Below are 22,455 nucleotides of genomic sequence, written 5' to 3' on the forward strand. Positions count from 1 at the left end.
GGCCTTGCGTCAAGTGGAGTAGTTTATGCCAGAGGTCATTTTTACCGGTCCGGCGGGTCGCCTGGAAGGTCGTTATCAGCCGTCCAAGGAAAAGAACGCGCCGATCGCCATCATACTGCATCCGCACCCGCAGTTTGGCGGCACGATGAACAACAAGATCGTGTACGACCTCTTCTACATGTTCCAGAAGCGCGATTTCACCACGCTGCGCTTCAACTTCCGCGGCATCGGCCGCAGCCAGGGCGAATTCGACCATGGCACGGGCGAACTGTCGGATGCGGCTGCCGCACTCGACTGGGTGCAGTCGCTGCATCCTGACTCGAAGAGCTGCTGGGTCGCCGGTTATTCCTTCGGCGCCTGGATCGGCATGCAGCTTCTGATGCGCCGCCCGGAGATCGAGGGCTTCATCTCGGTCGCACCGCAGCCCAACACCTATGACTTCTCGTTCCTGGCGCCCTGCCCGTCGTCGGGCCTGATCATCCATGGCGACGCCGACAAGGTGGCGCCGCCGAAGGATGTGCAGGGCCTAGTCGACAAGCTGCACACGCAAAAGGGCATCACAATCACCCAGAAGACGCTCCCCGGCGCCAACCACTTCTTCGGCAACGACCCGGAGCTAGTGATCGACGAGTGCGCCGAATATCTCGACCGCCGTCTCGCCGGCGAGCTGTCGGATCCGCGTCCGAAGCGCCTGCGCTAAGAGGAGTTCCGCGCATGTACCAGCCCCCGCTGTTTCGCGAGACCCGGCTGGACGTTTTGCATGCGCTGATCCGCAACCATCCGCTCGGCCTTCTGATCTGCAACGGATCGGAAGGCCCGGTGGCCAATCCGCTGCCGTTCCTGCTCGATGCCGGCGTCGGCCCCAATGGCAGGCTGCGGGCGCATCTCGCCCGCGCCAACCCGCAATGGCAGTTGCTGGCCGAAACGCCCGACATGCCGGTGCTGGTGGTATTCCAGGGCGATGACAGCTACGTCACCCCTTCCTGGTACGAAACCAAGCGCGAAACCGGCAAGGTGGTTCCGACCTGGAATTATGCGACGGTGCAGGTGCGCGGCATGGCGCGCGTCATCGATGACAAGGACTGGCTTGCCGGACAGATCGCCGAGCTCACCGCCAGCCAGGAAGCCGGGCGGACCGAGCCCTGGCAGGTCACCGATGCGCCCGACACCTACATCGCAGCGCAGATCAAGGGCATCATCGGGCTCGAAATCGACATCACCGCCATCGACGGCAAGTGGAAGGTCAGCCAGAACCGGCCCGTCGGCGACCGCATCGGCGTGGCCGAAGGCATCGAGGCCGAGCAGAAGCCGGCCGGCGGCATGGCGCAATTGGTCCGCCAATATGGCGGGCTCGCGGGCGAATAGCCTTTTCCGACCTGGAGCCTTGCATGAACATCCGTGCCCGCGTCACGGCCGACAACGCCGTGCTCGTTGCCATCTGGGAGGATGCTGTGCGCGCCACACATCACTTCCTCTGCGAAGACGACATCCAGTTTTTCCGTCCGCTCGTCCGCGACGACTATCTGCCCGCGGTCGAGGTGCTGGTGGCAGACGACGCCGACGGCAAGCCTGTCGGCTTCATCGGCCTGGACGGGCACAAGGTCGAAATGCTGTTCGTCAGCACCAGCCAGCACGGCAAAGGCATCGGCAAGGCGCTGATCGAGCATGTCGGTCGACTGAAGGGGCCGCTTGATGTCGACGTCAACGAGCAGAACCCGGGCGGCGTCGCCTTCTACCTCAAATGCGGCTTCAGGCAGGTCGGGCGCTCCGAACTCGACGGCCAGGGAAAGCCCTTCCCGCTGCTGCACCTGTCGCAAACATCCTGACGCATGGACGGGATCAGCTACCGTCCGTTTCGCCGCGTCGATCTCGCCGCCTATGCGGCATGGTTCGATGACGCCGAGGTGGCGCGGCGCATCGATTTTCCAAATGCCGATTGGGTCGCCTACGTCATGGATCCGGCAAGTCCGGCCCATGCGGTCGTGGCGACGCGGAGTGCGAACGACATTCCACTCGCCGTGCTGCAATATGACGAAGAGCCCGATGACGGCATCAGCCTGCTGATCGCCATCCACCCGGCGCTGCGCGGCCAGGGGTTTGGCAAGCATGTGCTTTCGGCCTTTGTCGCGCATGTCCGCGGCCGCTACACACATGTCGACGGCCATATCGAGGACGACAATTTCGCCTCGATTGCCTGCGTCGAAAGCTGCGGTTTTGTCCGTCAAGCCAAGGAGCTGGAAGACGGTTTCCTGTTTTATCGCAAGCTACTTGGCGTCGGAATATCATGAAATGAATCCGGGCCGCGCGTGCGGCCCGGACGTTGGTCCGACTTAACAGTCGGGCCTTACTTCGCCTTCAGGAACTCGCCGACTTCGAGCAGGACGAACTCGTTGTCGTCAGCCTTGTCGAGCGAGCGGCCGGCCGAGAACGGCAGGTTGTTGTCGTCGCCGACGACGATGTGCGTGGCGTCGACGAGATCGACGTTCTCGATGGTGTTGAAAGGCATGTCGTAAAAACCCTCGCCGCCACCCTGGCGCTTCTTGTTGTCGGGGTCGGCGATGTTCATCAGGTCGATGTAGCCGATCTTGCGGACCGCACCGCCGACATTGGCATCGGACATCTCGATCTTGTAGATGCGCTTGAACTTGGCCGGGCTGGCGAAGCAGTCGGGCTGCGGGTTCTTGGCATCGGCGCATGCCTTAGCGGCCACGCCGGCACCCTGGTCACGCTCGATGACGAGGGCGGTGGTGGCGTCGATCATGTTGAAATCGCCGATGGCATCGCCGCCGGCCGACAGCGGATAGAGCCAGCTGCGGCCGGTCCATTCCTTCTTGGCGACGTCGAACTCGATGACACGCAACGCGCGATTGCCTTCCGCCTGCTCCATGGTGCCGTCTTCCTTGAACAGCGCGCCTTCGAGCAGACCGTAGAGCTTAGAGCCATCCTTGGACTGGGCGAGGCCCTCATAGCCGCCCGAGCGCTTGAGGTTGAAGGCCGGCATCGGCAGCGACGGGTTGGCCTGCAAGGTCAACGTCGGATGGTCGGGCGACTTGACCGGCTTGCCATCGACCACGGTGCCGACGACGTCGGTCAGCTTGCCGTCGAGATCGAACTTCAACAGATAGGGGCCAAACTCCTCGCCGACCCAGAAGCCGTCGGCAACTGGCTGGATCGATTCGACGTCGAAATCGCCGCCGGTGAGGAAGCGGGTGTCGGAGCCTTCGAGCACGATCGGGAACGGCGCCTTGCGGTCGGGATCGGTCAGGAACAGGGTCTTGATGCGGTTCATCGTGCCCTTGTCCCAGTCGAACGAGATGTGATGCAGCATCAGGGCGGCGTCAGTGGAGTTCAGCTTGTTGCCGAAGCCGTTGTCCGACAGCGACCAGAACGTGCCGTCGCCGACAGCCTTGATGCTGGAGAAGCCCTGGACGGGCTGGCCGTCGAAGGGCAGCGACAGGCCGGTCATGCGCACGCCATCCTTGCCGGGAACGGTGCCGAGGCCTTCGGCGCGCTTGCGGTCGGGAGTGGTGAATTTGCCCGACGTGCGCAGGTGCTCGGGCGCATTTTCGGGTGCAGCGATGATGGTGTTCGCCGGCAGGATCGCGTGACCGGCGAGCGTTGCCTTGAATTCCGTCGCATCCGCGAAGGCGGAGGCGGTGGTGAGCGCGATAAAAGCCGCAGCCAGATAGAGAGAGCGTCGCATGGTGGACCCCGATTGGTTGAAGGAACGCCCTCCAGCTAGGTCCACGCCATGTCGGGCGGGTGACGCCTCGGTGAAACTTTGATGAAGTCCCCTGAAGCCTGATGGCAGGACCGCCTAGCGGTTCCGCCGGTCGGCATTGCCCATGGTGTAGACGTGGGCATCAAGCCCGTTCATCGGACCCGTGTGCTGGAAACGCATGCCTATCTTTTCCAGCACGTTCAGCGACGCCGTGTTGTCGACATGGGCGAAGGCGATGAAGTGATCGCGTATCTTGCGGTCGAAGAAGAAGTTGGCCAAGGCCCCTGATATCTCGGTGGCATAACCCTGCCCCCAGAATTCCGGCGCAATCGCGTAGCCAAGTTCGAACTGGCCGGTGGCGGCGAACATCGAGAAACCGGCGCGGCCAACAAAGCGCTCGTCATCGCGCCGTTGCAGCTTGAGCTTGGTAACACCGTACAGACGGTATTCCTCGGCCCAGCCCAGCATTCGGCCGGCAGCCTCGTCACGTGTCCAAGGCTGGCCGGTGATCGACAGATATCGCGACGCCTGCACTTGCGAATGCAGCCAGACGAGATCGTCCAGGTCCGTGTCGCGCCAGGTCCGAAGCAACAGCCGTGGTGTTTCCAGAACCGTTTCATCTGTCATGTTGCCGTCCATCCACGCCCTCATTCATTTCCGGCATCACAAGGGACGCTCCTGTCGGTTGGCAATCCTTGTGATTCCAACGCTTCAGATGCTAAAGCGCTCGCGTCGCCGATCACATGCACGATCTGCCATGCCAATCGTCCGCCGAGAGAGAAGCCATGTCCGCCTTTAAGTCCGATTTCCTGCGCACCCTTTCCGAGCGCGGCTTCATCCACCAGACCTCGGATGACGCCGGCCTCGACGACCTGTTCTGCAAGGAAACCGTGTCGGCCTATATCGGCTTCGATCCGACGGCCTCGAGCTTGCATGCCGGCGGCCTGATCCAGATCATGATGCTGTACTGGATGCAGAAGACCGGACATCGCCCCGTCCCGCTGATGGGCGGCGGCACAGGCATGGTCGGCGACCCGTCGTTCAAGGACGAGGCGCGCAAGCTGATGACGCCCGAGATGATCCAGTCCAACATCGACGGCATCAAGCAGGTGTTTTCGAACTACCTGACCTTTGGCGACGGCCCGCGCGATGCGATGATGGTCAACAACGCCGAGTGGCTCTTGCCGCTCAACTATCTCGAATTCCTGCGTGACGTCGGCCAGCATTTCTCGGTCAACCGGATGCTGAGCTTCGATTCCGTCAAGCAGCGTCTCGACCGCGAGCAGTCACTGTCGTTCCTCGAATTCAACTACATGATCCTGCAGGCCTACGACTTCGTCGAGCTGAACAAGCGCTACGGCCTGCGCCTGCAGATGGGCGGCTCCGACCAGTGGGGCAACATCGTCAACGGCATCGACCTTGGCCACCGCCTCGGCACGCCGCAGCTCTATGCTCTGACCTCGCCGCTGCTGACCACGTCTTCCGGCGCCAAGATGGGCAAGTCGATGAACGGTGCCGTCTGGCTCAACGCCGACATGCTGTCGCCCTATGATTTCTGGCAGTACTGGCGCAACACCGAGGACGCCGACGTCGAGCGTTTCCTCAAGCTCTACACGGCGATGCCGCTGGACGAGATCGCGCGCCTGGCAGCGCTTGGCGGGTCGGAGATCAACGACGCCAAGAAGGTGCTGGCGACCGAAGTGACCGCAATGCTTCACGGCCGCACTGCTGCCGAGCAGTCGGCAGAGACCGCGCGCAAGACCTTCGAGGAAGGCGCGCTCGCCGATACGCTGCCGACAGTCGAAGTTGCCGGCGACGAGCTGAAGGCTGGCATCGGCCTGCTCTCGCTGGTCGTTCGCGCCGGGCTTGCAGCGTCCAATGGCGAAGCACGCCGTCACGTCCAGGGCGGCGCTGTGCGCATCAACGACCAGTCGGTCAATGACGAGCGCCGCGCGGTGACGACCGCCGACCTGACGCCGGAAGGCGTGGTCAAGCTGTCGCTCGGCAAGAAGAAGCACATTCTGGTGCGCCCGGCCTAACGGGCAGCACCCCGCAGGAACTGAAAATGGCCGGCATTGCCGGCCATTTTCACATCTGCAGATGCGTGCCGTGGTACGCGCTCAGTATTCGAAGATCGCGCGGAAGATACCGGGGGCGATGACCGACAGCGGGTTGACGTGCAGCTTGGGCGCATTGGCGTCGCCCGACAGCTTGTAGGTGACGCCGATCAGGCCGCGGTCGCGGCCATTGCCCAGGATGACACCGACGAGCGGCAACTCGCCGAAGATGCGATTGAGGCCATAGGCCGGCATGAAGGTGCCGGTCATGTTCATCTGGCCCTGCTGGTCGTAGAGCACGCCCTGGAAGGTCGTGCCGATCAGCGGCCCGCGCAGCACTCCGTTTTCCAGCGCCAGGTATTTCGATCGCTTGTCGATCTGGGCGAAGCCGCGCTCGAAGCGGACACGCGACGTGTCGATGTCCTTGCGCACCGCCTGGTTGAGGCTGCGGTTGTCGCCAGCCGGCTTGCTAGAGACGATCGACGCCAGCCTCGGTTCGTCGACGACGACGAACTCACGCACGTCGATCTGGCCCTTGAGCGGCCCCTCGCCTTGCGATTCCAGCGCAAGCGCCAGCGACCCGCCCTGCATGCGGGCATAGACGTCAAGGAAGCGCAGGATCGCACCTGCATCGGCGGACCTGACATCAAGCCGGCGCCCGCCACCTTGCAGCACGTTGCTGACTGTAATCAGCCCGCCGGAGCTGGCGGCGGCATTGACCTGGAGCCCGCCTACCTTCGAACCGGAACCCGAATATTCCAGGCTGACATTCGAGAGCTTTTCGCCGCTGAAGCCCACCAACGTGTCGACATTGGCGGTGACCGATATGGAATTCGACCCTGTCGACTTGGTCGCGCTGTCGACGTCGGACATGAACTGCTTGATCAGCGCCCGCGCATCGAGCGAGTTGCCCTTGACCTGGACCGCAAAGCCCTTGCCGGAACGCTTGATGTTGACCGCGACATCGTCGCCGCGATTGAGCTGCACCTGGGTGAAGCGGGCGGATGACAGGCTGCCATTGGCAAGCGAGACGTCGCCCTTGATGGTGAAAGTCTTTCCGTCGAGATCGAAATCAGACAGCGTCGACCGGTCGCCGTCTGTTGTCATGGTGAATGACACCTCGGCCGAAATGCCCGGCCCCTTGCTCCAGCCTACCCAGGGAAGATCAAGCTTCGCCGCGCTCAGGTCGGCGGTGATGTGGCGCTTGCCCGGCTCGGGCTGCTCGACATCGACCTTGATCGTGCCGGAGAGCATGTCAGACAGGCCGGGAACAAGCGCATTGCGCGCCTTGTCGTCGAGCACGAACTGGACATTGCGTTGCTTGTCGATGCCGTTGTCGCGTAGCGGCTCGACAAGGTCGAGCTCCGCTGGAACGCCATTGAGCCTTCCCTTGGCAACGATGACGGCCTTGTCCGGCGTGACGGTGATGTTGCCGTCGGCATCGGACAGCTTCTGGCCGTCGAACTCCTTGGCCACTGCCAGACCGTCATAGTCGAGCGCCACCTTCCAATCGAGTTTGCTGGTGTCGATGCCGCTGGTGAGCGGAATGTCGGCTTTGACGTTGCCGGTCACGTCGCCCGTCAGCTCCTCCGGCAGGATGCCGACATGGCGCATGGCATTAATGGGCTCGTAGGAAGCCAGTTCGGCGATCGCGTCGGCGCTGCCCTCGACATCAATGTCGAGCGAACCAATGACCGGCATGACATTGGCCTTGACGACCTTCAGCTTGCCGTTGCTCGCGGCAACCGTGCGGCCGCTGGGCATGAAGACGGTGCCCTGGGACAACGACACGTCGACGTCGTTGCCATGGAACTCGACAATGCCCCTGGCATCGCGGATCGGCGGAATGCGGCCCGCCGTATCGAAGCGCGAGCCATCGATCTCGAAACGGCCGAACACTTCCTGCGCATTGAGCGGCACGCCGTTGCCGAGACGGTCGGGCCTGACGTCGAACTGCACGTTGCCGTCGACGACACGGCCGCCATAGAGGTTGTGCAACACCCAGAGCCGGGCGTTTCGCGCCGAAAACCACGGCCACAACTGCTTCACATGCGCCACCGACATGTTGTGGACGTTGAAGGCGACGAAAATGCCAGGTGCCTTGCCCTCGACGAACTGGACCGACGCCTTGCCGAGCGCCTCGCCGCCCGGTCCGGACTTCAGGCCGATCTGTTCGGCGGCGAGCGTGTTTGTGACAACGTCATATGTGCCCGCGACACGCGCCAGGAAGTTGAGCGCAGGCTCCGGCGATTCATCGGGTGCCAGGCGCGAATCGCGGCTGATCAGCTCGAAGCGATAGGCCGGATTGTCGCCTGCATTGCCGGTCGCCGGCCGCGGCCCGAAAGCGCCAGCAAAATCGAACGTCGAACGGCCGGTCGCAACCAGCAGCTGGCGGATGTCTAGCTTGTTTTCGCCGCTGGCGAGGCGCAGGTCGACGGTGACGTCGCCGACAAGCTGGCCGCGCTCCTTGAGATCCAGCGTCGACTTGCCGATCGATCCCCTGGCGATCAGTTCGGAGCCGTCGCCGTTGACGCCCTCTTGGCCGGTGATCGCCAGTTCGGCCGAGCCGATACGGCTTGCCTTGGCTGCGGGAATGTCGGTCTTGCCGGCGAACGGATCGGTCATCGAGACGGTCGCATCCAGTGCCGCGACCCGATTGGTCCCGTCCTCGCGGTTGGCCGAGGCGGCGAGCTCGACATCGCGGCCATCGACGTCGAAATTGGCTGTCACTCGCAGCTCGCCCGAGCGCGTCTTGGCGAGCGAAGCGTCGACAACTCGTACAATCTTGACCTCGCCGCCGGAAGGCAGGACGAAATCGACGTTGCCGAGCGCAATTTCGCGCATGGCGTCGAACTGGACAGCGTCAAAGCCGCGGCGAATGCCCTTGAACGTTTCGTCCAGCAGCTTCTGCGGATCGACGAGACCGTCCTGATTACGCAGGGCAGCACTCCAGTCAGAACCGCCACCGGCCGGCATCGCATCGACGACGATCCGGGCATCGGAAATGCTGGCGTTGCCGAGGCGGACATTGCCGGTGAGCAATGGCAGAAGCCGGATGCCGAATCGCATCAGTCCGGCATCGGCCATGGGCGAGCCGTCAGCGCGCGTGAGCTTGACGTCGGGAACCTCGACCGCGATCAGCCTGAGGCCATCGAGCGTCAGCCGCGCCTGCCCCATCGAGACATCGACATCGACGCCGGCGAGACCTTCGATGGCATGCTCGGACTCGGCGCGCAGTCTGTCCTGGCCGAAACCGGAATAGCTGAGCGCTTCGATGGCGATGATTGCCAGAAGTACAAGCGAGCCAAGGCCCGCGACCGCTGCAAGCACGCAATGGCCGGCGCGCCGGCGCACGGAGGCGCGCGGACGCGGCAACTCCTGGCCCGCAGCCGACGGCATGGCGCCGAGATCGGTAATCTCATCGCGCCTGAACCGGATTTTCTCGTGCCGGGGCACTTCCTGATCCACGCTATGTCCCGTAGTCGTTTCGGTCGTGGACGAATCCAAGTCCGGCATTCTTAACCTGACATCCTTGCCGGCTCACCCCGTAACTTCAAACAAGGGTATCGATATGTCTGAACTCGAGACAGGCCAAACCGCCCCGCAATTCACGCTGCCGCGCGACGGCGGGGGCATTCTGACGCTTTCCGACTTCGGCGGCAAACCTGTTGTCCTCTATTTCTATCCCAAGGACGATACATCCGGCTGCACCGCCCAGGCGATCGACTTCACCCAGCTCAAGCCGCAGTTCGAAAAGGCTGGAGCGGTGGTCATCGGCGTTTCGCCCGACAGCGCCAAGAAACACGACAAATTCAAGGCCAAGCACCAAATTGGCATCGACCTCGTCGCCGACGAAGAGCGAAAGGCGCTCGAGGCCTATGGCGTGTGGACCGAAAAGTCGATGTATGGCCGCAAATATATGGGCGTCGAGCGCTCGACCTTCCTGATCGGCGCGGACGGCAAGATCGCCAGGATCTGGCGCAAGGTGAAGGTGCCCGGCCACGCCGCCGAGGTGCTGGAGGCAGTGAAAGCGCTCTAGCGAAAATCGCCTGCTGCGGAACCGATGCCCTCTCCCGACGTTCTCAACCAGACGATCATCAACGGGAGAATAAAGATGTTCCGCAGCGTCATCCTCTGGATGCTTGGCATTCCCATCCCCATCATCATCCTGCTCTGGCTTTTTCTACGTTAATTCACGTCCATTCGAAACCAGCAAAAGAAAGCCCTCTCGCGAATAGTCTTGCGTTATCAAGACCAGTCGCATGATTTCTTCGCATGACTTGGACTGACAGGAACCCGCCACACCTGAAGTGGCGGGTTTTTGATGTCTGCGCCATCACGGAAGCAGGCCGCTGCGCCGTTCCGGGCAAAGCTTTGTTAACCCTAATAATGTGTAATCGGATCGTCGCTGTCTCGTGATGAGAGTTCGGTCCGGTGAAAGCAGCTAGTCAGTCCGCCGTGTTCGGCAGGCGCAAAGAACCCCATACCGTCATCATTGCACGCGGCAACGAGATCCGGCACTTCACCGTGCGCCCCTGGGTCGCGGCTGCCGCCGGCTCGGCACTCGCAGCGGTGGCCATCGGCTATCTCCTCGCTACCTCCTACCTGGTTCTGCGCGACGATCTGATCGGCGCTGCAACCGCGCGCCAGGCGCGCATGCAGCACGCCTATGAAGACCGCATCTCGGCGCTGCGTGCCCAGGTCGACCGCATCACCAGCCGCCAATTGCTCGACCAGCAACTGATGGAAACCAAGGTCAGCGAGTTGCTGGAGCGGCAATCGCAGCTCAGCCAGCGCAACGGCAGGCTCGGCCCGATCCTCGACAAGGCGGCAGCCTCCGAAGTGACCGAAACCGTGCCTGCCGGCAAGGCCGCTGACGAGCGCGCCAACATCACGCCCACCTTGGGACAGCCCCTCGCCTATGCAGCAGCCGATACTGCTGCCGTGCGCCCATTCTCATTCTGGTCGACAAGAACCGCCGAGCCTGATGGCGAAAGCCGGGCCGACCGCGCCGACAAATTGTTCGTCGCCATCAACAAGTCGCTACGCAGCATCGAGGATGACCAGGCGAAGCGTATCGATGCACTTGCCGACAACGCCTACCAGACCGCGGGCGCCATCACCGACACGCTCGAGAATGCCGGCCTGCCCGTCTCCACGGATTTCGGCAAATCGGGTGTGGGCGGGCCTCTGGTGCCGCTCGACAACCCGATGGCCTTCGATAGCAAGATCAAGGAGCTCGACGAAGCGCTCGACACGCTCGATCGGCTCAAGACGGAGGCGCGCAAGCTGCCGCTCGCCAATCCGGCCGCCGGCCGTTCGATCTCGAGCACGTTCGGGGTCCGCACCGATCCGCTGATCGGCACGCCTGCTCTGCATTCGGGCATGGACTTCCGCGCACCCTACGGCTCGCCCGCGCGCGCCACGGCCGCAGGAACCGTCACCAAGGCGGGCTGGAACGGCGGCTACGGCCGCATGGTCGAGATCGACCATGGCGGCGGCTTCACCACGCGCTATGCGCATCTGAGCAAGATCCTCGTCGCCCCGGACCAGCAGATAGCGGTTGGCGACGAAATCGGCGAAGTCGGCAGCAGCGGCCGCTCGACCGGTCCGCATCTCCACTATGAAGTGCGGCGCGACGGCGAAGCGGTCGACCCGCTTCGCTTCATCAAGACGGGCAAGAAGCTCGGCCAGTATCTCTGAGCCGAAGGCGGCACGCCCGGTAATCCACAGGCTACGACATCATCTATCGTGCATCCCGGGATGCGGGACGCTCGGCGAATCTGCCTGAAGCCAGAATCATTCTGCAAAACAGTGCGCAGCGAAAATAACGAACCCGAAGGATGCTTCCCTGCCAGCACGAATCGCTGGCGACGGACTTTTCCGTCAGCGCGATTCGCGCCTACATGTCGCGAACAACGGCAGCGCAAACATGTGTGGAGATTTGGAGAGATCCTCGGTTCCGGTGCCTTCAGGCACTCGTGGAAAACTTAATCTAGAGGATCAGTCGGCAAAGGCTAAGCCTTTGAAAAACTGGCGCGAGTGACGGGGCTCGAACCCGCGACCTCCGGCGTGACAGGCCGGCACTCTAACCGACTGAGCTACACCCGCGCTCTGGACGTTGGCGCTGGGCGCCGCGTCGTTGGCGGTGAATTACGGGGTTCGATGGGGAGTGTCAAGCGACATCGAAGAGATAATCGACAAACTTTGTCGTCTATTTTTCGATGTCCACAAAACCCGGCTTTCCGACGCCTCCACCTGCCGTTGCGGCATGCATTTGAACTTGCGGATCACAGGCGAACCGCTTATTGGTCCGCGCGGTTGGGGCGATTAGCTCAGTTGGTAGAGCGCTTCGTTTACACCGAAGATGTCGGCGGTTCGAGCCCGTCATCGCCCACCAAACTCCCTCGGATAAATGCTGTAGTTTTCGGCCGTGAGGCGCGCGAACGAAACTCGCGCCAATGGCAAACCAGCAATAGCCGCTGCTCGCCAATGGTCCAGCGCATTCGCCTCGCCCGTCCTGAAGACGCATGTTCCGAACAGCACGCTCTATGCATCAGCAGTTGGCAGAATAAGATCGCAATCGGGCATACCTGGATGTCCGCATTAATGCCATTTTCCTGTACCCATCAAGCAAACCGGCAGCGTGAAGCGCGATTGGCCAAGTGCTGCTTGTCCGCAATCTTTGGGGAAGATTTTTCATGCCAGCTCAGTCGCCATTCAAGTCCGACGCGGCAAGAAACAGGGTTCTTGATGACTATCATTTGCTGCTCGCGCAATGGCCGATACCTTATGAAAGCCGTTTCATCGCTACCGATTTCGGCAAGGCCCATCTTATAGCTTCCGGCAATCCGACGGCGTCTCCACTGGTGTTGCTGCACGGCGGGGGCGGCAATGCGACGATGTGGATTCATAACATCGCCGTGCTCGCTGCGAAGTTTCGCGTCTATGCGCTTGATATCATCGGCGACGTCGGCAGGAGCACAGGCGCGCGGCCAAGCTATGCATCCGGCGGCCACGTTCGCTGGCTGGCCCAAGTGCTCGACGGCCTAGGCCTTGAACAAACGGCATTGGCCGGCACCTCTTTTGGCTCATGGCTCGCTGCCGATTTTGCGCTCAAGTTCCCGGATCGCGTGCGAGGACTTGCATTGCTCGCACCGCCCCATATCGAGCCACTGCGTCTGGGCTTCATGCTGAAGGCGGTCCTAGCGACCATCGCTCCAACCGAAGCAAGAATTCGCGGCTTTTATCGCCTTGTCTCTTCGCCGCACGCGCCGCAGCCGACTGAACTGGTCATGCAGGATTTCGTCACGCGCTGGCAGTCGCAACGGCAAAGCCCGCCGCCGCCGCCAAGGATGTCCGTACAGGATCTGCAACGCTTGCCAGCGCGAACCCTGTTTCTTCTGGGGCAGGATGATGCGCTTTACGATGTAAACAAAGCAGCGGCGCGTATTCGCGCGAATGCGCCAGCTTGCAAACTCGCGCTGTTAGCGCAAGCTGGACATACGCTGACAGTAGATAGGCCTCAGGAGGTCAGCGATGCGCTGGTAGCGTTTCTTGCTGAAGTTCCAGCATCAGCTGCCCTGTAACAGGGGGCTTCAAGAGCCCGCAACGACGGCTGCCATCCAGGAAACCAGACATCGCACGCGTATTGCCGCGACCGACACGCCCACATTCGCCTTCACCCTCGCAACGCTGTCCCCGATTCCTATCTCTAGGCAATGTTCGCAGTCGTCGCCCTGATGTCCTTCGTGTCCGTCGCCTTGCCGCTCGCCTTCTGCTGGCGATTGTGGCGGCTCGACGAGCCAACGCGATTGGGCTGGCTGCTGGTGATGGCAGAAAGCGCGGTGCTGGTGACCTTGATCATGGTCGTGGCGCGATGGGACATCGCCGGGATGTGGAGCCGCGTCGTGCTTGTCGGGCTGTTCGCGGCAGTTGCAGCAGTCTCTGCCTGGCGACATCTGCGGCGACCCTGGTTGCCGGTGGATGGCTCCTCGATCTTCCCCAGCCACATCCCGGCATTCGCCTCGGTGGTGGTTTTCGGCGTTGCACTCGCCTATGTGGCGAGCGGCGTTTTCGGTCGGCACGATCCGCGCGACTTCACTTTTCCGCTCAAGCAAGGAGATTTCGTGGTGGCGCATGGCGGCACGATCGGCGTGCTCAACCATCACAGCGATCACGCTGCGCAACGGCATGCCCTCGACATCGCCGCCGTCAACGCTATGGGTTTCCGCGCGTCGGGGCTCTTGCCGGCCGATCCCGCCCGTTACGTCATCTTCGGCAAGACGGTGGTCAGTCCTTGCGACGGCACGGTCCTGGCCGCGGTGGACGGCCTGCCTGACCTTGCCCCGCCCGTGGCCGACCGCGACAATGCCGCCGGCAACCATGTCGTGGTGTCCTGCCTCGACCTGAATGTCGAGCTTGCGCACCTGCGCAAGGGAAGCGTCGTGGTCGCAGCCGGCGACAGGATCGTGGCGGGCGCTTGGGTCGGCCAGGTCGGAAATTCCGGCAACAGCACAGAACCGCACCTGCACATCCACGCCGTCGACGCACGCTCTGGCACAGGCGTTCAGATGTCGTTCGACGACACCGTACCGGTGCGCAACACGCTCATCACAAGATAGCTCGCGCCCGCCAGGGCGAATCGTCGCCTCGACTCAGCGCGCTGGCTGAGTTCTTCGCCTCGCGCTCAGCGCACCAGCGGCGCGACTGCGTTTTCGATCAGGCGCACGAGGCTGAGCGCTGTCATCTCGGATGATTTCGGGTTGGTCTTGAGAGGCTCATTTTCAAGCCTCAGGTCGAGCTTGCCGAAGGCGCCCGTGGCACTGATCTCGTGGATGTTGCGCGAGGCTGAGGGATCGGCGACCAGCACGACGCGGGTGCGGTCCAGGCCGATGCCCGACAAGGCCGAGATGACGGCTACGTTGGCGTTCTGCGGAAACGCATCCGCCGCCTGGCGCGCCGTACCAGCGAAGAACTCGGTGCGCCTGGCCAGCCTGTCCAGGTCGATCATCTCGGCAGCCCGCGTGCCCTTCCAGGCGAGCGGCGGCTTGACGATGGTGTGCCTGACCTCGTCGATGGGCAGGACTGCAGCGGCTGCGAGCGCGCCAAGGTCGCCGAGCGCGCCCGAGGGCACGACGATGCGGCTGCCGGTTTCCTCGGCGACGGCCAGGAGAAGGCCCAGCATCGCTTCGTCAGTGAAGGCGCTTGCCGAAGATACAACGAAGCTTGCCGCGTGGCGCAGGGCCGCCTCGCCCCAGATGGCAACCGCCTGTCGGCCTGCCACCTCGATCACCATGTCGATGTCGAGCCCCGCCAGTTCATCCGGCCCAGTGATCAGGCGCACGCCTTCCGGCAAGCCGAGGCGTTCGAGTTCCGTATCGCGCACGGCGACCGCCACGATCTTGACGCCGGCCGGCTGCCGCTCGGCGAGCAACTCGCCAACCCGCGAGGCGATGGCGCCCCAACCGACGAAGCAGAGCCGCAGACGGCGCTTGCGCTTGTCAGAGGCCGACATAACGCTGCACCAGTTCGGCATTGTTGGTCAGGTCTTCACCGGTGCCTGACCAGACGGTGCGGCCCTTCTCCAAGATGTAGTGGCGGTCGGCGAGACGCTTCAGCACGTTGAGGTTCTTGTCGATCAAAAGGATCGACTGCCCTTCGGCCTTGAGCGCCTCGATGCAGCCCCAGATCTCGGCGCGGATGACCGGCGCCAGACCCTCAGTCGCCTCGTCGAGGATGAGCAGCTTCGGATTGGTCATCAGCGCGCGGCCGACGACAAGCATCTGCTGCTCGCCGCCCGACAGGGTGCCGGCAGCCTGCCCGGCCCGCTCCTTGAGCCTTGGAAACAGCGCATAGACCCGCTCCAGCGTCCACGGGTCCTTGCGGCCAAGACGGTTGGCGGCGGTGGCGACGAGGTTTTCGCGCACGGTGAGCGTCGAGAAGGTCTGGCGGCCCTCGGGCACCAGGCCGACGCCAAGCCGCGCCACCGTTTCGGGCGTGGCACCGCGCACGTCGCGACCGGTGAAGCTGATTTCACCCGACAGCGGCTTGAGCAGCCCCATGATCGACTTGACGGTGGTGGTCTTGCCCATGCCGTTGCGGCCGAGCAGCGTCACCACCTCTCCATCGCCGATTTCGAGCGCAACATCGAAAAGCACCTGGCTGCGGCCATAGGCCGACTGCAGTTTGGCGACGCTCAGCATAGCTCGTCTCCCTCGCCCAGATAGGCGGTGCGGACTTCCGGATTGTCCCTGATCTCGTCGACGGTGCCAGTGGCGATGATGCGACCATAGACCAGCACCGAGATCCGGTCAGCCAGCGCGAACACCGCCTCCATGTCATGCTCGACGAGCAACATCGAGACCTGGTTCCTGAGACCGCGCAACATCTCGATCATCTGCTGGCTCTCAACATGTCCAAGGCCCGCCATCGGCTCGTCGAGCAGCAGCAGGCGCGGCTTTGTGGCCAGCGCCACGGCAAGCTCGAGCTGCTTCTGCTCGCCATGAGACAGGTTGGCGACCAGCTCGCCGGCCCGGTCGCCCAGGCCGGCAGCATCGAGGAAGCTCCTTGCGCTTTCACGCAGCTGCTGCTCGTGGCGAACATTGCCCCAGAAGCGGAAGCTGTGGCCCTGCCGCACCTGGATGGCGATGGCGACGTTGTCGAGCACCGTGTAGTCGGGCAGCAGGCAGGTGATCTGGAAGGTACGTGCCAGCCCCATCCACACGCGCCTGGCGGTTGGCAAGGTGGTGATCGGCTGGCCGTCGAGTTCGATGGTGCCTTCGTTCTGCCTGAGCTCGCCCATCAGCTGCGATATCAGCGTGGTCTTGCCGGCGCCGTTGGGGCCGATCAGGGCGTGGATTTCACCTGGATTGACGGTGAGGTCGACATGGTCGGTGGCGAGCAGGCCGCCGAAACGCTTGACTATGCCCTTGACGTTGAGGACCGGAGTCATGCGCGCCTCCCGAGCAGACGCGCACCCAGCCCCTGGACGCCGCCCTGGGTGTAAAGCACCACGAACAAAAGGATCAGGCCAAGGCCGAGCTGCCAGTTCTCCGTCCATGAGGCGAGGATCGATTCGAGCACGATGAACACGGCAGCGCCAAGCAACGGACCGAACAGCGTGCCGACGCCACCGAGGATGACCATCACCATCAGTTCGCCCGACTTGGTCCAGTGGATCATGTCGGGGCTGGCATAGCGCAGGAAATTGGCCATCAGCGCGCCGGCCAGGCCACAGCCCATGCCCGAGATGACGAAGGCCATCAGCTTGTAGCGGTAGGCCGGCAGGCCGATCGCCGCCATGCGCTTTTCGCTCTGGCGCAGGCCGACAATGACGTTGCCGAAGCGCGAATTGACGATGCGCCAGAGGACGAAGAAGAACGCAACCGTGATCGCCAGGCAGACAAAATAGACGGTCTGCTTGTCGCGCATGTTGAGCCCGGGCAGTTCATTGGCGCGGCGAATGATCAGGCCATCGTCGCCGCCATAGGTCTTGAGCGAGACGAACAGAAAAAACAGCATCTGGGCGAAGGCGAGCGTGATCATGATGAACTGCACGCCGCCGGTGCGCAGCGACAGCGCACCGATGAGTGCCGCCATCAGGCCGGAGACCACCAGCGCCACGGGGATGGTGATCAAGAGTTGGTTGGTTCCGGGAATGAAGCCAAGCAAAGGCTCGCCCAGCGAATAGTGCTGGTAGAGGATGCCGACGACATAACCGCCGATGCCGAAGAACGCGGCGTGGCCGAAGCTGACCATGCCGCCATAGCCGAGCACGAAGTTGAGGCTGGCGGCGGCAATGCCGTAGATCAGCACGCGGGTTGCGAGCGACGTCAGCGCGGCATAGCCGGTTGCGTCGGCGACCGTCGGCAATGCGATCAGCGCGATCAGCACGCCGGCTAGCAAGACGGGTCGCTTGAGTGTCTTTTCCATGGGCCAGTCAGCGCCTAGTTCAGGAATTTCGGATGAACAGGCCCTTCGGCCTGATGAGGAGGACGATCGCCATCAGCAGGTAGATGCCCATCGAAGAGATACCGGCGCCGAGCGCGTCGGCCTCCGAGCCGACCATGACCTGGCGCAGCAAGCCCGGCAGATAGGCGCGTAGGCCGGTGTCGACGACACCGAGGATGAGGCTCGCGAAGAAGGCGCCACGGATCGAGCCGACGCCGCCGATGACGACGACGACGAAGGTGGTGATCAGGATCTGCTCGCCCATGCCGACCTGGACCGCGAGGATCGGCCCGGCCATGAAGCCGGCGAGACCGGCCAGAAGCGCGCCGAGGCCGAAGACCAGCGTGTAGAGCAGCCGGATGTCGACACCGAGCGCGCGCACCATTTCGCGGTTGGTCGAGCCGGCTCGGACCAGCATGCCGATGCGCGTCTTGTTGATGAGCAAATAGAGCCCGAGCGCCACGAGCAGGCCGACGGCGATGATCGCGAGGCGATAGACGGGATAGACCAGCCCCGGCAGCAACTCGACCGAACCGCCCAGCACTTCCGGCATCGACACGAACAGCGGCTGGCGCCCGAACAGGATGGTGATCGTCTGGTTGAAGATCAGGATCAGGCCGAAGGTCGCCAGCACCTGGTCGAGATGGTCACGGCCATAGAGACGCCGCACGACGAGGAACTCGATTGCAACACCGGTGACGGCAGCCGCAGCAAGCGCTGCCGGAATGCCGAGCCAGAACGAGCCGGTCTCGGCGGCGACCCACGTGCCGGCATAGGCGCCGATCATGTAGATCGAGCCATGCGCCAGGTTGATGACGCCCATGATGCCGAAGATCAGCGTCAGGCCGGCCGCCAGCAAAAAGAGCATGACGCCGAATTGCACGCCATTCAGCATTTGTTCGAGGAAGAGCGTCATCGCCTGTCGCTTCGATTGGAAAAACTGGAAATCTGGCGAGCGGCATCGTGGCCGCCCGCCATGGCAAATTGATCGGGCCTACATCCTGCACTCGGCTGCGTAGGCGTCGCCATGGTCCTTGAGGACCTCGCCGACGGTCTTCAGCATCGGCTTGCCGTCATCGCCCTTCTCGACCTTCAGCGCGTACCAGTTCTGCACCGGATGCTGGTTGGGGCCGAAAGCGAACTTGCCGCGCACGGATTCGAAGTCGGCCTTGCGCAGCGCTTCGCGGAAGGCATCGGCATCGTCGAGGCTGCCGCCGGTGGCCTTCAGCGCCGAGGCGTAAGCAAGGGCCGCATCGTAGCCCTGGCTGGCGTAGTAGGTCACGGGACGGTTGTAGGCCTTGTTCCAGGCCGCCATGAACTTCTTGTTGGCGGCGTTGTCGAAGTCCGAGTTCCAGTGGCTCGTCACGTTGAGGCCAATGGCGGCATCGCCGACGGCTGCGAGCGTGACGCCATCCATCGACGGTTCGGCCACGACCATCGGGACTTCCTTCATCAGGCCGGACTGCTCGTACTGGCGCAGGAAGGTGATGCCGAGGCCGCCGGGATGGAACTGGAACACCACGTCCGGCTTGGCGGCGCGGACCTGGGCGAGCTCGGCGGCAAAATCGGTCTGGTCGAGGCGGGTGTAGATTTCGCCGGCGATCTCGCCCTTGAAGTAGCGCTTGAAGCCGGCGATGGCGTCCTTGCCGGCCTGGTAGTTCGGGGCCAGCACGAAGGCCTTCTTGTAGCCAAGATTGGTGGCGTTCTGGCCGGCACTCTCGTGCAGGGAGTCGTTCTGCCAGGAGACAACGAAGTAGTTCGGGTTGCACTCCTTGCCGGCCATGTTCGACGGCGCGGCGTTGGGGCTGACATAGAAGGCGTCGTTGTCGACGATGTCGGGCACGGTGGCGCCGGCGACATTGGAAAAGACGATGCCGGTGAACAGCTTGATGCCTTCCTCGCCCATGAAGCGTTCGGCGATCTGCTTGCCCTGGCCGGGCTTCAAGCCGTCATCCTCGACCATCAGCTCGACTGGCACGCCGCCGAGCTTGCCCTCCTCCAGCGCCAGCATGAAGCCGTCGCGGATGTCCTGGCCGAGATAACCTGCCGGGCCGGACAGCGTGGTGATCATGCCGATCTTGACCGGATCGGCGGCGAAAGCCGGGACTGCCGCAAATACGGCGACCGACGCGGCAAGAAGTGTTTTCCTCAAGTTCATCCTCAGTTCTCCTCTGGTCGGCGCGTTTCAGCGCGCATTGTTGATTGCCGGGTCGTTTGCAGGCTGGCCGGCTGCCTCGATGTCGAGAGGCACGAACCGGAACGAAGCCGCCTCTGCCGTCAGCCGGCCGAAGACAGGAGCGGGAAAATGGTAGGGCGCGAGCACGGTGCCCCTGGCTGCCGCAGCACCGAGCAGCCCGATCCGCGTCGAACGCGCCAGAACCGGGTCCTCGCAGAAATTGCAGACGATGCCGTCGTCGCCGAGTTGTAGTGGATGATGCACGGCGTCGGCCAGGAACAGCACCTCGCCCTCGCCTGATACAAGCGACACGACCACCATGCCGGGCGAATGTCCCGGCGCCGGCTTCAGCCGCAGCCCCACCGCCACCTCGGCGTCCGAAGCCACCGCCTCGAAGCCGACCGACCGGATGATGGGCAACACGCTATCCGCAAAGGCGCCATGCAGCGTGTTGCCGTCGCTCGAGGCCTCATGGACCTTGGTCCAGTGGGCAAGCTCGGTTTCGGCGACGACGTAGCGCGCATTGGGAAAGGCCGGCCGCCAGGTCTCGCCTTCCCGCCTCGTGTTCCAGCCGACATGGTCGGCGTGCAGATGCGTGTTGATGACGATGTCGACGCGCTCGGGCGAAATGCCAAGCGCGGACAAGGTCTGGAGAAATTGCGTCTCGCGGCGATGCCAGGCCGGCCGGTGCGGTCGTTCCTTGCCATCGCCGATGCCGCCATCGATCAGCGCGATGTAGTCAAGCGTCTCGATGACGTAGCAGTTGAAGCTGAGCGCCACCGTTTCGCCTTCGGGGTCGACGGTGCCAGCGGGCGAACGCCTGAAAGCAGCTTCCAGGTCTTCGCGCGAAAGCCCCGCGAAGATCGCCTTTGCCGGCCAGGCGACATTGGCCATGTCAGGAATGCAGGTCACCACGACCGGACCAGCGTGAAGCTGCTCCAGTTCGATGCCGAGTTCCGGAAAATGTCGCCTGATTACCTTCATGCGCCTAGAGCTTCACCCAGCCTTCCGGCGGGGTCTTGCCCGGATGAAGCGCACCGCATTGCGGGCAGGTGCGCGCCTTCTCGTCGGCGTAGAACGCCTGGTAGATCGGCGGCAGGTCGCGGACGATGCTTTTCAGGGTGACCTCGACGCGCTTGACCAGCCCGTTGCACTCGAAGCAGTACCATTCGAAGGCGTCGAGCAGGCCATCATTGCGCTTCGGCTCGACGACGAGGCCAATGGAGCCTTCCTGCGGGCGCTGCGGCGAGTGGCGCACATGCGGCGGCAGAAGGAAGATCTCCCCCTCGCGGATCGGCACGTCGTAGAAATTGCCGTTGTCCACCACCTTGAGCATCATGTCGCCCTTGAGCTGGTAGAAGAACTCCTCGACCGGATCGTCGTGATAGTCGGTGCGCTTGTTGGGGCCGCCGACGACAGTCACCATCAGATCGGCGTCTTCCCAAATCTGCTGGTTGCCGACCGGCGGCTTGAGCAGATGGGCGTGCTCGTCGATCCACTTCGAGAAGCTGAAGGCCGAAAGGCGTCTGGTCATTATCGTTCCTCCTTTGGGTCGGCGCGCAAGCGTCGGATTGTTCGGTCAGGCTGAGGTCTTCAGCCCGCATGCCTCGAAGGCGGCGCGGGTGGCGCGCTTTTCTTCCTCGGTCAGTTCGAGCAGCGGCGGGCGCACCCGTCCACCCGCCTGCCCCAAAAGCTCCTGCCAGTACTTCTGGTGCGAATGCGGCTTCTCGGCCGGGCGCGTGTTCTTGAGTGCAGCACGCACGGGGTCGAGGCTGTCGCGGATGCGGCGTGCTTCCTCGGCTTTGCCTGAAAAGGCAAGGTCGGTGTATTCACGCATGCGCTTGTCGTGCTTGGTCTGGATCAGATAGGGCGGCGACGAGCAGAGGTAGAGCTGCCAGTTGAGCTCGAGGATGTTGTCGAGCCACTCCTCCTCAGAGGCCGTGCTGACGAGGATGCGGTCGCCGGCGAGTGCCGTCAGTTCCTTGTACATCGGGCGCGGCACCGAATACTTGATGGCGACGACGTTCTCGATGTCGGCGAGCTTGTTGCACAGTTCGGGGCTCATCAGGTAGCCGCTGTCGGGATGGCTCCAGAGCGCGATGCCGATATCTACCTTGTCGGCGATGGTGCGGTAGTAGTTGAGCAGCGTCTCGTCCTGCTCCTTGAAGAAATGCAGGATCGGCGCGTGCACGACGATGTAGTCGGCGCCGCATTTCTGGGCATGCTTGGCCAGATCGATCACCACGTCCATGTTCTGGTCGGAGCAGGACATGATGGTCTGGGCGCGGCCGGCGCAGGCATCGACGGCGAGGTCGAAACTGCGCTTGCGCTCGTCGAGCGACATCGAGAAGAACTCGCCCTGCTTACCGGCAATGAAGAAGCCGTCAATGCCGAGGTCGCCGATCCAGTGGTCGACATTGCTGCGGAAACCGTCCTCGTCGATCGAGAGGTCATCCTTGAACGGCATCAGGCCGGCGGCCCAGATGCCCTTCATTGTCGCCCTCGAATGGGCCTTGGCGGTCTTCTTGTCGTATTTCATCTGATTGCAA

At 63.1% G+C, this 22,455-nt stretch carries 22 protein-coding genes and 2 tRNA genes; 11 read left to right on the forward strand and 13 right to left on the reverse strand.

The features are described 5' to 3' along the window. Window positions 1-25 precede the first annotated feature (25 nt). From ACSQ3E_RS14330 to ACSQ3E_RS14345, 4 genes are read left to right on the forward strand one after another with little or no spacing between them, the layout of a single operon-like run. A complete protein-coding gene (locus tag ACSQ3E_RS14330) occupies window positions 26-700 on the forward strand; it encodes an alpha/beta hydrolase (protein WP_067962698.1) in 675 nt (224 codons plus the stop codon). 14 nt (window positions 701-714) lie between these two features. Beyond that, complete coding sequence (locus ACSQ3E_RS14335) at window positions 715-1,365, forward strand: FMN-binding negative transcriptional regulator (RefSeq protein WP_436123190.1); 651 nt, start codon at window positions 715-717, stop codon at window positions 1,363-1,365. Window positions 1,366-1,388: 23 nt separating this feature from the next. Then, window positions 1,389-1,826: an acetyltransferase gene (locus ACSQ3E_RS14340; protein WP_436123191.1), complete on the forward strand. Its 438-nt coding sequence runs from the start codon at window positions 1,389-1,391 to the stop codon at window positions 1,824-1,826. Window positions 1,827-1,829: 3 nt separating this feature from the next. Next, window positions 1,830-2,288: a GNAT family N-acetyltransferase gene (locus ACSQ3E_RS14345; RefSeq protein ID WP_436123192.1), complete on the forward strand. Its 459-nt coding sequence runs from the start codon at window positions 1,830-1,832 to the stop codon at window positions 2,286-2,288. Between the two features lie 56 nt (window positions 2,289-2,344). Here ACSQ3E_RS14345 and ACSQ3E_RS14350 read toward each other — a convergent pair whose 3' ends face one another. Beyond that, the gene (locus tag ACSQ3E_RS14350; RefSeq protein WP_436123193.1) at window positions 2,345-3,703 is read right to left on the reverse strand and encodes an esterase-like activity of phytase family protein; all 1,359 of its coding nucleotides are present in this window, start codon (window positions 3,701-3,703) and stop codon (window positions 2,345-2,347) included. A 114-nt stretch (window positions 3,704-3,817) separates the two neighbouring features. Beyond that, on the reverse strand, window positions 3,818-4,348 hold the full coding sequence (locus ACSQ3E_RS14355; RefSeq protein ID WP_436123194.1) for a GNAT family N-acetyltransferase: 531 nt from the start codon (window positions 4,346-4,348) through the stop codon (window positions 3,818-3,820). Between the two features lie 158 nt (window positions 4,349-4,506). Between ACSQ3E_RS14355 and tyrS the strand changes: the two genes are divergently transcribed. After that, window positions 4,507-5,760: a tyrosine--tRNA ligase gene (gene tyrS / locus ACSQ3E_RS14360; RefSeq protein WP_436123195.1), complete on the forward strand. Its 1,254-nt coding sequence runs from the start codon at window positions 4,507-4,509 to the stop codon at window positions 5,758-5,760. A gap of 81 nt (window positions 5,761-5,841) precedes the next feature. Here tyrS and ACSQ3E_RS14365 read toward each other — a convergent pair whose 3' ends face one another. Continuing rightward, a complete protein-coding gene (locus ACSQ3E_RS14365; protein WP_436123196.1) occupies window positions 5,842-9,246 on the reverse strand; it encodes a hypothetical protein in 3,405 nt (1,134 codons plus the stop codon). A gap of 103 nt (window positions 9,247-9,349) precedes the next feature. Here ACSQ3E_RS14365 and bcp point away from each other — a divergent pair, with 103 nt between their 5' ends. The 3 genes from bcp (at window position 9,350) to ACSQ3E_RS14380 (ending at window position 11,481) form a co-directional block, all read left to right on the forward strand. Beyond that, on the forward strand, window positions 9,350-9,817 hold the full coding sequence (gene bcp / locus ACSQ3E_RS14370) for a thioredoxin-dependent thiol peroxidase (protein ID WP_436123197.1): 468 nt from the start codon (window positions 9,350-9,352) through the stop codon (window positions 9,815-9,817). 24 nt (window positions 9,818-9,841) lie between these two features. Next, entirely contained in the window at window positions 9,842-9,970 is a 129-nt protein-coding gene (locus ACSQ3E_RS14375; protein ID WP_436123198.1) for a hypothetical protein, read from the forward strand. Between the two features lie 242 nt (window positions 9,971-10,212). Beyond that, entirely contained in the window at window positions 10,213-11,481 is a 1,269-nt protein-coding gene (locus ACSQ3E_RS14380; RefSeq protein ID WP_436123199.1) for a peptidoglycan DD-metalloendopeptidase family protein, read from the forward strand. A gap of 331 nt (window positions 11,482-11,812) precedes the next feature. Here ACSQ3E_RS14380 and ACSQ3E_RS14385 read toward each other — a convergent pair. Then, a tRNA-Asp gene (locus ACSQ3E_RS14385) sits at window positions 11,813-11,889 on the reverse strand. A gap of 213 nt (window positions 11,890-12,102) precedes the next feature. Between ACSQ3E_RS14385 and ACSQ3E_RS14390 the strand changes: the two genes are divergently transcribed. The 3 genes from ACSQ3E_RS14390 to ACSQ3E_RS14400 all read left to right on the forward strand — a co-directional run bounded on the left by ACSQ3E_RS14390 (window position 12,103) and on the right by ACSQ3E_RS14400 (window position 14,402). Then, a tRNA-Val gene (locus ACSQ3E_RS14390) sits at window positions 12,103-12,178 on the forward strand. Window positions 12,179-12,479: 301 nt separating this feature from the next. Beyond that, window positions 12,480-13,367, forward strand: coding sequence for an alpha/beta fold hydrolase (locus ACSQ3E_RS14395; RefSeq protein ID WP_436123200.1), 888 nt, complete (start codon window positions 12,480-12,482; stop codon window positions 13,365-13,367). Window positions 13,368-13,499: 132 nt separating this feature from the next. After that, the gene (locus ACSQ3E_RS14400) at window positions 13,500-14,402 is read left to right on the forward strand and encodes a M23 family metallopeptidase (protein WP_436123201.1); all 903 of its coding nucleotides are present in this window, start codon (window positions 13,500-13,502) and stop codon (window positions 14,400-14,402) included. A 65-nt stretch (window positions 14,403-14,467) separates the two neighbouring features. Here the strand turns inward: ACSQ3E_RS14400 and ACSQ3E_RS14405 are convergent, their stop codons facing one another. From ACSQ3E_RS14405 to ACSQ3E_RS14445, 9 genes are all read right to left on the reverse strand, one after another. Continuing rightward, on the reverse strand, window positions 14,468-15,295 hold the full coding sequence (locus tag ACSQ3E_RS14405; protein ID WP_436123202.1) for an aspartate dehydrogenase: 828 nt from the start codon (window positions 15,293-15,295) through the stop codon (window positions 14,468-14,470). Next, the gene (locus ACSQ3E_RS14410) at window positions 15,282-15,983 is read right to left on the reverse strand and encodes an ABC transporter ATP-binding protein (protein WP_436123203.1); all 702 of its coding nucleotides are present in this window, start codon (window positions 15,981-15,983) and stop codon (window positions 15,282-15,284) included. Before ACSQ3E_RS14410 ends, ACSQ3E_RS14405 begins: the two co-directional genes overlap by 14 nt. Beyond that, on the reverse strand, window positions 15,977-16,732 hold the full coding sequence (locus ACSQ3E_RS14415; protein ID WP_436123204.1) for an ABC transporter ATP-binding protein: 756 nt from the start codon (window positions 16,730-16,732) through the stop codon (window positions 15,977-15,979). The genes ACSQ3E_RS14410 and ACSQ3E_RS14415 overlap by 7 nt, the downstream gene beginning before the upstream one ends. Continuing rightward, window positions 16,729-17,712 carry a branched-chain amino acid ABC transporter permease gene (locus ACSQ3E_RS14420; protein ID WP_436123205.1) on the reverse strand — a complete coding sequence of 328 codons (984 nt, stop codon included), beginning with the start codon at window positions 17,710-17,712 and terminating at the stop codon, window positions 16,729-16,731. The genes ACSQ3E_RS14415 and ACSQ3E_RS14420 overlap by 4 nt, the downstream gene beginning before the upstream one ends. Window positions 17,713-17,731: 19 nt before the next feature. Then, on the reverse strand, window positions 17,732-18,646 hold the full coding sequence (locus ACSQ3E_RS14425) for a branched-chain amino acid ABC transporter permease (RefSeq protein ID WP_436123206.1): 915 nt from the start codon (window positions 18,644-18,646) through the stop codon (window positions 17,732-17,734). A 78-nt stretch (window positions 18,647-18,724) separates the two neighbouring features. After that, a complete protein-coding gene (locus tag ACSQ3E_RS14430) occupies window positions 18,725-19,888 on the reverse strand; it encodes an ABC transporter substrate-binding protein (protein ID WP_436123207.1) in 1,164 nt (387 codons plus the stop codon). A gap of 27 nt (window positions 19,889-19,915) precedes the next feature. Next, entirely contained in the window at window positions 19,916-20,890 is a 975-nt protein-coding gene (locus ACSQ3E_RS14435) for an MBL fold metallo-hydrolase (protein ID WP_436123208.1), read from the reverse strand. Window positions 20,891-20,894: 4 nt separating this feature from the next. Further along, window positions 20,895-21,440, reverse strand: a complete 546-nt coding sequence (locus ACSQ3E_RS14440; protein ID WP_067962779.1) for a 3-hydroxyanthranilate 3,4-dioxygenase — start codon at window positions 21,438-21,440, stop codon at window positions 20,895-20,897. Window positions 21,441-21,485: 45 nt separating this feature from the next. Then, window positions 21,486-22,445, reverse strand: a complete 960-nt coding sequence (locus ACSQ3E_RS14445) for a dihydrodipicolinate synthase family protein (protein ID WP_436123209.1) — start codon at window positions 22,443-22,445, stop codon at window positions 21,486-21,488. Window positions 22,446-22,455 lie beyond the last annotated feature (10 nt).

This window comes from Aminobacter sp. LjRoot7, assembly GCF_964252895.1.
Taxonomy (GTDB): domain Bacteria; phylum Pseudomonadota; class Alphaproteobacteria; order Rhizobiales; family Rhizobiaceae; genus Aminobacter; species Aminobacter aminovorans_B.

Coding starts and splice junctions, on each gene's coding strand:
- ACSQ3E_RS14330 (WP_067962698.1), top strand. CDS start 26: ATGCCAGAGGTCATTTTTACCGGTCCGGCGGGTCGCCTGGAAGGTCGT.
- ACSQ3E_RS14335 (WP_436123190.1), top strand. CDS start 715: ATGTACCAGCCCCCGCTGTTTCGCGAGACCCGGCTGGACGTTTTGCAT.
- ACSQ3E_RS14340 (WP_436123191.1), top strand. CDS start 1,389: ATGAACATCCGTGCCCGCGTCACGGCCGACAACGCCGTGCTCGTTGCC.
- ACSQ3E_RS14345 (WP_436123192.1), top strand. CDS start 1,830: ATGGACGGGATCAGCTACCGTCCGTTTCGCCGCGTCGATCTCGCCGCC.
- ACSQ3E_RS14350 (WP_436123193.1), bottom strand. CDS start 3,703: ATGCGACGCTCTCTCTATCTGGCTGCGGCTTTTATCGCGCTCACCACC.
- ACSQ3E_RS14355 (WP_436123194.1), bottom strand. CDS start 4,348: ATGACAGATGAAACGGTTCTGGAAACACCACGGCTGTTGCTTCGGACC.
- tyrS (WP_436123195.1), top strand. CDS start 4,507: ATGTCCGCCTTTAAGTCCGATTTCCTGCGCACCCTTTCCGAGCGCGGC.
- bcp (WP_436123197.1), top strand. CDS start 9,350: ATGTCTGAACTCGAGACAGGCCAAACCGCCCCGCAATTCACGCTGCCG.
- ACSQ3E_RS14375 (WP_436123198.1), top strand. CDS start 9,842: ATGCCCTCTCCCGACGTTCTCAACCAGACGATCATCAACGGGAGAATA.
- ACSQ3E_RS14395 (WP_436123200.1), top strand. CDS start 12,480: ATGCCAGCTCAGTCGCCATTCAAGTCCGACGCGGCAAGAAACAGGGTT.
- ACSQ3E_RS14400 (WP_436123201.1), top strand. CDS start 13,500: ATGTTCGCAGTCGTCGCCCTGATGTCCTTCGTGTCCGTCGCCTTGCCG.
- ACSQ3E_RS14405 (WP_436123202.1), bottom strand. CDS start 15,295: ATGTCGGCCTCTGACAAGCGCAAGCGCCGTCTGCGGCTCTGCTTCGTC.
- ACSQ3E_RS14410 (WP_436123203.1), bottom strand. CDS start 15,983: ATGCTGAGCGTCGCCAAACTGCAGTCGGCCTATGGCCGCAGCCAGGTG.
- ACSQ3E_RS14415 (WP_436123204.1), bottom strand. CDS start 16,732: ATGACTCCGGTCCTCAACGTCAAGGGCATAGTCAAGCGTTTCGGCGGC.
- ACSQ3E_RS14420 (WP_436123205.1), bottom strand. CDS start 17,712: ATGGAAAAGACACTCAAGCGACCCGTCTTGCTAGCCGGCGTGCTGATC.
- ACSQ3E_RS14425 (WP_436123206.1), bottom strand. CDS start 18,646: ATGACGCTCTTCCTCGAACAAATGCTGAATGGCGTGCAATTCGGCGTC.
- ACSQ3E_RS14430 (WP_436123207.1), bottom strand. CDS start 19,888: ATGAACTTGAGGAAAACACTTCTTGCCGCGTCGGTCGCCGTATTTGCG.
- ACSQ3E_RS14435 (WP_436123208.1), bottom strand. CDS start 20,890: ATGAAGGTAATCAGGCGACATTTTCCGGAACTCGGCATCGAACTGGAG.
- ACSQ3E_RS14440 (WP_067962779.1), bottom strand. CDS start 21,440: ATGACCAGACGCCTTTCGGCCTTCAGCTTCTCGAAGTGGATCGACGAG.
- ACSQ3E_RS14445 (WP_436123209.1), bottom strand. CDS start 22,445: ATGAAATACGACAAGAAGACCGCCAAGGCCCATTCGAGGGCGACAATG.